Origin of the sequence: Bradyrhizobium sp. STM 3809 (assembly GCF_000239795.1) — a bacterium.
Lineage (GTDB): Bacteria > Pseudomonadota > Alphaproteobacteria > Rhizobiales > Xanthobacteraceae > Bradyrhizobium.
Map to the genome: position 1 here is coordinate 1 of NZ_CAFJ01000073.1, position 10,348 is coordinate 10,348.

Sequence of the window (10,348 nt, forward strand, 5' to 3'; positions counted from 1 at the left end):
GGCGCCCGGCCTTCCCTGCGCCCTCCCCTGATCGAGGGCGCAAGCTGATGCAAAGCTCGGGCGCCCTGCGCCGCGAGACCGCTGCGGCATGTCCGTGCAGGCGTCGCCGCATGAGGCTGATGTGAGCGGAGATCGTCATGCGCCACTCGTCCCGGGTTTCCCGGCTCCGCATCCCTCCCGCCGCCCGCGTTAACCATTTGCTAACCATGGCGCGGGCAAGCTCCGCCGCGTCGCGTTGCGCGCGGCCGGCGACCGGACAACCACAGGACACCCCCTGGGTCCCCTGGGCCTCGCTGCCGCCGGGCATGGCGGCGGCCCGGTCGCCGGCTGCGGCATGGCGCGGTGGCGGCTGCAGCCGCTCGACCGCATCGCCTGTCCTGTCAGCCCTCTCCTGTCCGCCCGGAGACATGATCCCTTGAGCACCGTCGGTTCGCGCGCCTTCCAGAAGGCGCGGCAGGAAAAGAAGCAGAAGAAGCTGATCGAGACGCAGCTGACGGCGGCGTACACCGCGTTCCGCGCCGGTCGGCAGGCGGACACCCAGGCGCTGTGCGCGAAGCTGCTGCAGGAGGTGCCCGGCTGCTTCGACGCCATGCATCTGCTCGGCGTGTCGCTGGTGTCGTCGGCCCGCTTCGCCGAGGCCACGACCTTTCTGGCACAGGCCGTGGCGCTCGAGCCCAACTCGGCCGACGCGCATTCCAATCTCGGCTGGGCCCTGGTGAACTGCGAGCGCTACGAGGAGGCGCGCGCGTCGCTGGAGCGATCGCTGGCGCTGCGCCCCAACGCGCCGATCACCCTGCGCAACCTCACCATCGCCCTGCTGCGGCTGAAGCAGGGCGAAGCCGCGCTCGCGAATGCGATGCGGGCGCTCGAGCTGAAAGCGGACGACGTCGATTCCTGGAGCAACCGCGCCGTCGCCGAGATGATGCTGCGGCGCTGGGACGCCGCCGCGGCGAGCGCCGAGCGCGCGCTGACGTACAACCCGACCCATTTCGAGGCGATGGTCAACAAGGGGCTCGCGCATCTCGAGCTGCACCATTTCGAGCAGGCCGAAGCGACCTTCAACGCGGCCCTGGCCGCGCGGCCCGCGCATGCCGAACTGCGGGCACATCGCGGCCGGCTCTACATGCTGTCGGGACACACCGACGCCGCGGAAGCCGATTTCGACGCCGCCGTGACGCTGGATCCGCAGTTGCAGCTGGGATGGCAGGGCAAGGCGCAGATCTGCATCCTCAAGGGCAACGTCGCTCCGGCCATGGCAGCCTGCCGGCGCGTGCTCGACGCCAACCCCGCCGCCCAGACCGCCCTCACCTTGCTCGGCGCCTGCCTCGGCCGGCTCGGCGACATCGCCGGCGCGGTCGCGCAGTTCGACCAGGCGCTGGCGGTGCAGCCGGACTATGACGAGGCGATCACCAAGAAGATCTTCTATCTCGACTTCCTGCCGGGCGCCGATTTCGCCGCCCAGCAGGCGGCGCGGCAATATTGGTGGGTCGCGGTCGGCTCGAAATTCCCCCGCCGGAAGCTGGCGCCGCGCTCGCTCGATCCTGCCAGGCGCATCGTCGTCGGCTACGTCTCGGCCGATTTCCGCACCCACTCGGCCGCCTTCGCCTTCCTGCCGGTGCTGCGCGGCCACGACAAGACGCAGGTGCAGGTCAACTGCTACTCGGCCTCGCCGCGGCACGATGCCTTCACGGCGCAGTTCAAGTCGATCGCCGATGTCTGGGTCGAGGCCGCCAATCTCTCGGACGACGAGCTCGCCGATCGCATCCAGGCCGACGGCGTCGACATCCTGGTCGATCTCTCCGGCTACACCACCGGCACGCGCATGCCGGTGTTCGCGCGCAAGCCGGCGCCGATCCAGGTCACGGCCTGGGGCAGCGGCACCGGCACCGGCCTTGCCACGATGGACTATTTCTTCGCCGACCCGGTGACCGTGCCGGAGCATGTCAGGCCGCTGTTCGCCGAGCAGGTCCACGACCTGCCCTCGGTGATCACGATCGATCCGCTGCTCGACATCCCGCCGTCGCCCCTGCCGATGCTGCAGAACGGCCACGTCACCTTCGGCGTCTACAACCGCATCGACAAGATCTCCGACGAGGCGATCGCACTATGGGCGCGGCTGCTCGCCGAGGTGCCGGACGCGAAGCTCGTCATCAAGCATCTCGCGCTCAACGACCCCATGGTGCGCGACGGGCTGGTCGCCCGGTTCGTCAGCCGCGGCGTGCCGGACGCGCGCCTGGTCTGCCTCGGCGCCAGCGAGCGCAGCGAGCATCTGCGGTCGTATGAGCGCATCGACATCTCGCTGGACCCGTTCCCGCAGAATGGCGGCATCTCCACGTTCGAGTCGCTTTACATGGGCGTCCCGGTGGTGGCGAAGCTGGGGCTCGGCGCGGCCTCGCGCGCGGCCGGCGGCATTCTCACCGCGGCCGGGCTGCCCGACTGGGTCGCCGCCGACGACGACGGCTACATCCGCATCGCCAAGACCTTCGCTGCCCAGCCGGAGCTGCTGGCGAAGCTGCGCGCCGAGCTGCCCGGCATGGTCGCGCGCTCGCCGGCCGGCGACGTCGCCAACTACACGCGCTGCGTCGAGGCCGGGTACCGGCAATTCTGGCAGACCTATTGCGCGAAGGGGGGCAACGCCAACGGCTGACCGCCTCGAGGCCGATCGCCGCGGCCGCGGTCGTGTCCTGGACGCAGAGCGCACGACGGTCCGACGCACGCCCAGCAGCGATGATCGCTGCAACCAGGAGGCGCAGGAGTTCCACCTGTGCCCTTTGACAGGGCTCGGCGCGGCGACGCCAGATCTGGAATGAGGCCGCCACCGATAGGGCGAAATGAAAGATACGGCTTTTTGGTGGCGGGACCATGCCAGCACGTTAGCTGATTTCTACCAACCGGCGAGTAGTAGACCGCGCATGTCGAGCAGGATGATAATGCCCGACAACTAATCGCCGGCTCACCATCGCGGGACAGCCGGCTGCAAGGGAATGAGGGGCATGCGGGTCGCGTTGTTGAGTTGCGTCGCTGCAATCGTGAGTTTGACGGCATCGCTGCCGGTCGAGGCCCAGACTGCTCCGAAGCCGGCAAGATCGGCCACCGCCGTCGCGGCCGGCGAAGGCGGCAAGCTGCAGGAGTCCAACGAGTGGACGGTCGGCGTCGCCGGCGGCCTGCTGGAGGGCACCAACATCCGCTTCGCCGCCGAGATGGCCAAGGTTCTCGACGACCGCCCGAACCTGCGCGTGCTGCCGATGGTGACCTATGGCGCGCTGGGCAACATCGAGGACCTGCTGTATCTGCGCGGCGTCGACGTCACCATCACCTCGGCCGACGTGCTCGACGAGTTCGTCCGCAACGGCACTCTCGCCAACATCAAGAACCGCATCCGCTACATCTGCTCATTCTACATCAACGAGATGCATGTCTACGTCCGCCCCGAGATCAAGTCGCTCGAAGACCTCGCCGGCAAGAAGGTTTCGTTCAACACGGTGGGAAGTGCGGCGAACCTCACCGGCGGCATCGTGTTCGACCGCCTCCAGATCGGCGCGGAGAAGGTGTTCGTGAACAATTCGGTCGCGCTCGAGAAGATGCGGACCGGCGAGATCGCGGGCATCGTGCACGTCACCGGCAAGCCGACCGACCTGTTCGCCAAGTTCAAGCCCGAGCCCGGCTTTCATTTCCTGCCCGTGCCGTTCGCGCGCAGCCTGCAGGACTACTACGTGCCGACGCGGCTGACCTCGCAGGACTATCCCAATCTGCTCAAGCCCGGCGAGACCATCGAGACGATCGGCGTGCCGCAGGTGCTGGCGGTCTACAACTGGGCGCCGGAGACCGAGCGCTACCGCCGCGTCGCACGCTTCGTCGAGTATTTCTTCAAGCGCTTCGACCAGTTCAAGCAGCCGCCCTTCCACCCGAAATGGAACGAGATCAACGTCGCCTCGTCGCTGCCCGGCTGGACCCGCTTTCGCGCGGCGGAGGAGTTGCTGGCGAGCAGCCGGCCGCCGGTGGCCGATGGCGCCGTCAAGCAGCAGTTCGACGCGTGGATCAGCACACGAAACGCCACGGGCGGCCGCCGCATGAGCGAGGACGAGACCAAGGTTCTGTTCGAGCAGTTCCGCGACTGGATGAAGCGCGATGGCCAGCCGGCGAGATAGCTTTGCGTGAGTTGAACGATTCAGGATGCCCCGGGACCTCGCCGCATTGCCGCCGGCGTATCCGGCTGCGCCAGCGGATGAGCCGCGGCGAAGGCGGGCAGCGCCATCGCGGCCTCGACCACGCGCTGCACCGTCGGCGCCGCGCCGAGACCGAGGCCTTGGTTGTGCACGAACAGCGCATGGCCGACGAGGCAAATGTCGGCAATGGTCGGCGCATCGCCATGGGCGAAACGCCCCGTGGCGCTCTCGCCCGCGAGCCGCTTCTCGACCGCACCGAGCATCTCCGCGGCCCAGTGCCTGAGCCACGCCGCGCGCGCCGTGTCGTCGAGGTGCAGCACCTCGGTGAGATAGCGCTGCACCCGCGGCGTCGTCAGCGGATGCGCATCGCAGGCGATCATCGCCGCCAGCGCCCGCACGCGCGCCCGGCCCTTGGCGTCATCGGGCAGCAGCGCCGGCCCCGGACAGGCCTCGTCGAGATAGTCGAGGATCGCCAGCGATTGCGTCAGCACGGTGCCGTCGACGAGCACCAGCGAAGGCAGCGCCATCTGCGGATTGAGCGCGGCATAGGCGCTGTTTCGATGCTGTTGCTGGTCGACATCGACCGTGACGAGCTCGTAGGCGATGCCCTTCAGATTGAGCGCAATCCTGATACGAAAGCTCGCCAGCGACCGCCAGAACGAATAGAGCTTCACCAGGCCGTTTCCTTCCGTCACGGGAGCGCGCGCGTGATCAGCTCATTTGCCTCAGTCGACGCCCGGCGCAAACTCCTGATCCGCAACGCTCGCGTTTTGCGGGACCTTGATCGCGACCACCGCGCGATTGAGGGCCTGATGGCACGAATTGCAGGCCGCGGTGAGTTCGGCATAGGACCGGTCGAAGGCGGCGATGTCCTTCTGCTTGATTGCCTGCGCCAGCGCCTCGATCGGCTGCTGCATCACCGCCGCGTTCATGTCGGCGAAAGAATTGCCGTCGACCAGCGGCTGCGCGCGGCTCACCCGGTTGAAGGCGCCCTTGAGATTGCCGAGCTCGTAGGCGCTGAACGCCCAATTGCCGCTGCGCGCGGCGAGCCACAGTCTGATATGGCGCGGCTGAATGGTGGCGATCATCAGATCGCTGACCGTCGGCACATAGGCGGGCGACGCCGGCGGCGCTTCCGCGCGCAAACCGGCGACGGTCGCGAGCGAGGCAAGGCCGGCGAGGCCGGCGGCCATGGCCGCCGCCCGCATGGCGCGGCGGAGCTTTTCGAGAGGCATGTCGCGTTCCCCAAAGAATTTAGAACGCTTCTAAACAAGGTGAACGCCGGACGCCAACCGCTTTGGCGATTCCGCCGATCAGAAAACCGTGAGGGCGCCCATCCGAAGCGAGATGAAGTTCAAGTCACTTGGAGCCAATCAGGGAATGCGATCTCGCAAAGCCGCAGTTTGCGCGCGACATCCTTCGCTCCACCAGAAACAAAAACCCCGCCATTTGCGGCGGGGTCCAGTCTGGGAGGAGCAGGCTGTGAGGCCCGCCGGAGTACCCAGTGAAAGATCAGGCGGGGATGCGCTCGTCGAGATCGTGCGGCTCGCGAAGGACGTAGCCGCGCCCCCAGACGGTCTCGATGAAGTTGCGGCCTTCGGAGGCGTTGGCGAGCTTCTTGCGCAGCTTGCAGATGAAGACGTCGATGATCTTCAGTTCGGGCTCGTCCATGCCGCCGTAGAGATGGTTGAGGAACATCTCCTTGGTGAGGGTGGTGCCCTTGCGGAGCGAGAGCAGCTCCAGCATCTGGTATTCCTTGCCGGTCAGGTGCACGCGCTGGCCGCCGACTTCGACCGTCTTGGTGTCGAGGTTGACGACGAGGTCGCCGGTCTGGATGACCGACTGGGCGTGGCCCTTGGAGCGACGGACGATCGCGTGGATGCGGGCGATCAGCTCGTCCTTGTGGAACGGCTTGGTCATGTAGTCGTCGGCGCCGAAGCCAAGGCCCTTGACCTTGTCCTCGATGCCGGCGAGGCCGGACAGGATGAGGATCGGCGTCTTGATCTTCGAGACGCGCAGCTGCTTCAGCACGTCGTAACCGGACATGTCTGGCAGATTGAGGTCGAGAAGGATGATGTCGTAATCGTACAACTTACCGAGGTCGACGCCTTCTTCGCCGAGGTCAGTCGTGTAGACGTTGAAGCTTTCGGACTTCAACATCAGCTCGATCGACTGCGCGACGGCGCTGTCATCCTCAATCAGCAAAACGCGCATGCCAGTTCCCCATAGTCGCCGCTCCGGGCGTCAGGTCGGCCGCCATCGCGGCACTCAAAACGCCTTTGAACAACTGATTCGGATCCTGACGAGAGATGGTTAACAAATCCTGATTCCGCTGCGCAAGCTCTATCCGTGCAATTTTTGTCGAATCGCCGTAAGGTGTTGCGAAGAAGCAGTTTTTCTCAGCCGTCCTCGTTCAAGCTCCATGTGAAGAGATGGAACTAACCGACTCTCGTTCCTCACCGCTTTTGGGGGGCGGCAAAGCGCACTACGTCAGTCACTCCAGACCATGACGCAATGATTAATGATGCGAGTAAACACAGAGTTAAACCGACGCAGCGAATCTGCCCCTACTTAAGGTTTTCGCAATGAAGGCTCTTTTGTGATGGAGGCGGCGCCGCGATGAAGGTGGGTCCGTGATGAAGGCACTCGTGCGATGAAAGCGCTTGCCGAGCAGATCAGCGACATCGACGCCGTGAACACCTACGGCCGCGTGGTCGGCGTGAAGGGGCTCATGGTGGAGATCGCCGGGCCGATCCACGCGATGTCGGTCGGCGCCCGCATCGTGATCGAGACCGGCAGCACGGTCATTCCTGCCGAGGTGATCGGCTTCTCCGGCAAGAATGCGGTCGTCATGCCGTTCGCCGGGCTGGAGGGCGTGCGGCGCGGCTGCCGCGCCGTGATCGCCAACTCGGCCAACCAGGTGCGGCCGTCGTCGGCCTGGCTCGGCCGCGTCGTCAATGCGATGGGCGAGCCGATCGACGGCAAGGGGCCGTTGCCGAACGGCGCGGCGCCGGTTCCCTACCGCAACAATCCGCCGCCGGCGCATTCGCGCAAGCGCGTCGGGGCGCCGCTCGATCTCGGCGTGCGCGCTCTGAACACCTTCCTGACCTGCTGCCGCGGCCAGCGGCTCGGCATTTTCGCGGGCTCCGGCGTCGGCAAATCGGTGCTGCTGTCGATGCTGGCGCGCAATGTCGATGCCGCGGTGTCGGTGATCGGGCTGATCGGCGAGCGCGGCCGCGAGGTGCAGGAGTTCCTGCAGGACGATCTCGGCGAGGAGGGCCTGGCGCGCTCCGTCGTCGTCGTCGCGACCTCGGACGAGCCGGCGCTGATGCGCCGGCAGGCGGCGTATCTGACGCTCGCAATCTCCGAATATTTTCGCGACGAGGGTAAGGATGTTCTGTGCCTCATGGACTCGGTGACGCGCTTTGCGATGGCGCAGCGCGAGATCGGGCTGTCGGCGGGCGAGCCGCCGACCGCGAAGGGCTACACGCCGACCGTGTTTACCGAGCTGCCGAAGCTGCTCGAGCGCGCCGGTCCCGGCAGCGGCGACGGCACCATCACCGGCATCTTCACGGTGCTGGTCGACGGTGACGATCATAATGAGCCGGTGGCCGACGCGGTGCGCGGCATTCTCGACGGCCACGTCGTGATGCAGCGTTCGATCGCCGAACGTGGCCGCTATCCGGCGATCAACATCCTGAAGTCGGTATCGCGGACGATGCCGAAATCGGCCGACCCCGTATTCTTGCCGACGATCATGCGGGCGCGGCAGGTGATGGCGACCTACGCCGACATGGAAGAGCTGATCCGGCTCGGCGCCTATCGTGCCGGCTCCAGCCCGGAGGTCGACGAGGCGATCCGGCTGCACGAGCCGCTGGAGGCGTTCCTGCGGCAGCGCAAGGACGAGGTCTGTACCCTTTCTCAAGGGTATCGGGAGCTGGAGCAGATCCTGGGGCGGTTGGAAACGGAAAGCTAACTTTGTCGGGTAATCATCCCCTCCATGTAACGAGCCTAGTCGGTGGGCCCAGCAAGGGCGGCCGGCCCTGTCCCGCGCCGTCTACGGGACTTCTGGGGAGTATGAGTCGATGAAGTCGCGCGAAACGCTGATCCGTCTGAAGAAATTTCAGGTGGATGAGAAACGCCGCCGGGTGACGCAGATCGAGGGCATGATCGCTGACTTCCAGCGCATGTCGGCCGAGCTCGAGCGGGAGATCCAGACCGAACAGGAGCGGGCCGGCATCAACGACCCGACCCATTTCGCCTACCCCACCTATGCCAAGGCCGCCATCCAGCGCCGGGAAAACCTGACGCGCTCGGCCGACGAGCTGCGCGCCCAGCTCGAGGACGCCAAGGCCGCTCTGTCGGAGGCGTTCGAGGAGATGAAGAAGGTCGAGCTGCTCGACGAGCGCGACCAGGCCCGCGAAAAGGCCGAGGAGAGCGCCCGCGAACAGGCCGACATGGACAGTATCGGCCTGATGCGCGCCCGGCTCGGCGTCATCGCCTGAGCAGGACCGCCAGCGGTCGAAGCAGATCGAAAACCCGGGCCGCGAGGTCCGGGTTTTTCGTCGGCTGGAGCGCAACGCGCCACCTGTGCTACGGGAAGGCAGGTGCGAGCGAGGGAGTGGGACGATTTTCGGGGACGCTGAATGCTGACGCCGGCAGAGCTGGTCGGGCTGCTTGCCGCGGTCGCCAAGGGGGACGAGGCCGCGTTCGAGCGCCTCTACGGGGCGACGCGTGCGAAACTCTATGGCGTCGTGCTCCGTATCTTGCACCGTCAGGACCTCGCCGAGGAGGTCGTGCAGGAGACCTATGTGAAGGTCTGGAACAACGCGGCCCAGTTCGATCCGGCGGTGTCTTCCCCCATTACCTGGATGGCCGCGATCGCCCGCAACCGCGCCATCGACCTGGTGCGCAAACGCGGCGAGCTGTCGTTGGAGGACGAGCCCTCCGCGCTCGAGGTCGCGGCCGAGACGCCCGATCCGCTGGCGCGGCGCGAGATGTCGGAGGAGCTCAAGCGCCTCCTGGAATGCGTCGGCCGGCTCGAGCCCGACCGGCAGAAGCTCGTGCTCCTTGCCTACTATAACGGCTGGAGCCGCGAGCAATTGGCGACCAAATTCGAGGCGCCGGTGAACACGGTGAAGACCTGGCTGCGGCGGAGCATGATGGACATCCGCCAATGTCTCGGGATCGGATGAGGGGCGGTTCGGACTGAGCTTGAACGACAGATCTTGTGAATGACGTGACCTGGACCTGTGATGGCGTATAGCGAAGACCATATCGCGCTCGCGGCGGAATATGCGTTGGGCACGCTCGACGCCGCCGAGCGCGCGCAGGTCGAGACCATGATGGTCGTCGACCAGGCGTTCGCGGCGCTGGTCCAGGCATGGGAGTTTCGTCTCGGCTCGCTGAACCAGATGGTGGGCCTGGTCGAACCGCGCCCGGAGCTGTGGCAGCGGATCAAGGCCGAGATCGCGCGGTCGAGGCCGGCCGCCGCGGTCGTCGAGGCGCCAGCCATCGAGGCCCAGCCGGCCATTGCCCCTCCGGTGATCGCCGCTCCGCCCGAGCCGCCGGCGCCGAAGATTCCGCCCGTCATTGCCGATGCAGCGAAGGCCGAGCCGCCAAAGCGCGAGACGCCCATCGCCGACGTTCCCGAGACCGAGCCTCCCAAGGTTGAGCCTCCCAAGGTTGAGCCTCCCAAGATCGAGCCCTCGCGGATCGAGCCCACCGCCGTGGAGCCGAAGAAGCCGGAAGCGCCGCCGATTGAGATCACCCGGTCCGAAGCTGCAGGGGCGCCGCCCGTGGGGACGCCGCGCCGTATCGTGTCGGCCGTCCCGGAGGGCGCGAACGACAATGCCAACGTGGTCCGGCTGTCGTCCAAGGTGCGGCAGTGGCGCGCCGTCGCCAATGTGATGACGGCGGCCGCCGCGGCGCTGCTCGCGCTGGTGGGGGTCCAGCTCTATCGGCCGGATCTGCTGCCGCAGCGCCTGCAGCCCAAGCCGCAGATCCAGACGGTCCAGGTCAAGGTCCCGGCCGCGCCAGAGCCAGCCGCGCAGTTCGTCGCGCTGCTGCAGAAGGATGCGGCGTCGCCCGCCTTCATCCTGACAGTCGACTCCGCAACCCGCAGCTACACGGTGCGCCGCGTCGGCGCTGCGCCGGAGCCCGGCAAGAGCTTCGAATTGTGG

At 66.7% G+C, this 10,348-nt stretch carries 9 protein-coding genes; 6 read left to right on the top strand and 3 right to left on the bottom strand.

Translation table 11 applies throughout. The features are described 5' to 3' along the window. Positions 1-415: 415 nt before the first annotated feature. Both BRAS3809_RS03520 and BRAS3809_RS03525 read left to right on the top strand, forming a co-directional pair. Positions 416-2,647, top strand: coding sequence for a tetratricopeptide repeat protein (locus BRAS3809_RS03520; RefSeq protein WP_008960730.1), 2,232 nt, complete (start codon positions 416-418; stop codon positions 2,645-2,647). Between the two features lie 346 nt (positions 2,648-2,993). Next, positions 2,994-4,148 (top strand): TAXI family TRAP transporter solute-binding subunit, encoded by a 1,155-nt coding sequence (locus BRAS3809_RS03525; RefSeq protein ID WP_008960731.1) that lies wholly within the window; start codon positions 2,994-2,996, stop codon positions 4,146-4,148. 20 nt (positions 4,149-4,168) lie between these two features. Here BRAS3809_RS03525 and maiA read toward each other — a convergent pair whose 3' ends face one another. The 3 genes from maiA to ctrA all read right to left on the bottom strand — a co-directional run bounded on the left by maiA (position 4,169) and on the right by ctrA (position 6,380). Further along, entirely contained in the window at positions 4,169-4,840 is a 672-nt protein-coding gene (gene maiA, locus BRAS3809_RS03530; RefSeq protein ID WP_008960732.1) for a maleylacetoacetate isomerase, read from the bottom strand. 51 nt (positions 4,841-4,891) lie between these two features. Next, positions 4,892-5,401, bottom strand: a complete 510-nt coding sequence (locus BRAS3809_RS03535; RefSeq protein WP_008960733.1) for a cytochrome c — start codon at positions 5,399-5,401, stop codon at positions 4,892-4,894. Positions 5,402-5,678: 277 nt separating this feature from the next. Next, positions 5,679-6,380 (bottom strand): response regulator transcription factor CtrA, encoded by a 702-nt coding sequence (gene ctrA, locus BRAS3809_RS03540; protein WP_006614002.1) that lies wholly within the window; start codon positions 6,378-6,380, stop codon positions 5,679-5,681. Between the two features lie 439 nt (positions 6,381-6,819). On the opposite strand from ctrA, the gene fliI reads away from it, so the two are divergent. The 4 genes from fliI to BRAS3809_RS03560 form a co-directional block, all read left to right on the top strand. Next, entirely contained in the window at positions 6,820-8,142 is a 1,323-nt protein-coding gene (fliI, locus tag BRAS3809_RS03545; RefSeq protein WP_008960734.1) for a flagellar protein export ATPase FliI, read from the top strand. A gap of 109 nt (positions 8,143-8,251) precedes the next feature. Then, on the top strand, positions 8,252-8,671 hold the full coding sequence (fliJ, locus tag BRAS3809_RS03550; protein WP_008960735.1) for a flagellar export protein FliJ: 420 nt from the start codon (positions 8,252-8,254) through the stop codon (positions 8,669-8,671). A 141-nt stretch (positions 8,672-8,812) separates the two neighbouring features. Further along, a complete protein-coding gene (locus tag BRAS3809_RS03555) occupies positions 8,813-9,361 on the top strand; it encodes a sigma-70 family RNA polymerase sigma factor (RefSeq protein WP_008960736.1) in 549 nt (182 codons plus the stop codon). 105 nt (positions 9,362-9,466) lie between these two features. Beyond that, positions 9,467-10,348: anti-sigma factor domain-containing protein (locus BRAS3809_RS03560; protein WP_240535590.1), on the top strand; the 882-nt coding region annotated here is incomplete at its 3' end.

What these genes read in the sequence shown, in the direction of transcription:
- fliJ (WP_008960735.1), top strand. Translation starts at nt 8,252, where the DNA reads ATGAAGTCGCGCGAAACGCTGATCCGTCTGAAGAAATTTCAGGTGGAT.
- BRAS3809_RS03525 (WP_008960731.1), top strand. Translation starts at nt 2,994, where the DNA reads ATGCGGGTCGCGTTGTTGAGTTGCGTCGCTGCAATCGTGAGTTTGACG.
- BRAS3809_RS03555 (WP_008960736.1), top strand. Translation starts at nt 8,813, where the DNA reads ATGCTGACGCCGGCAGAGCTGGTCGGGCTGCTTGCCGCGGTCGCCAAG.
- ctrA (WP_006614002.1), bottom strand. Translation starts at nt 6,380, where the DNA reads ATGCGCGTTTTGCTGATTGAGGATGACAGCGCCGTCGCGCAGTCGATC.
- fliI (WP_008960734.1), top strand. Translation starts at nt 6,820, where the DNA reads ATGAAAGCGCTTGCCGAGCAGATCAGCGACATCGACGCCGTGAACACC.
- BRAS3809_RS03535 (WP_008960733.1), bottom strand. Translation starts at nt 5,401, where the DNA reads ATGCCTCTCGAAAAGCTCCGCCGCGCCATGCGGGCGGCGGCCATGGCC.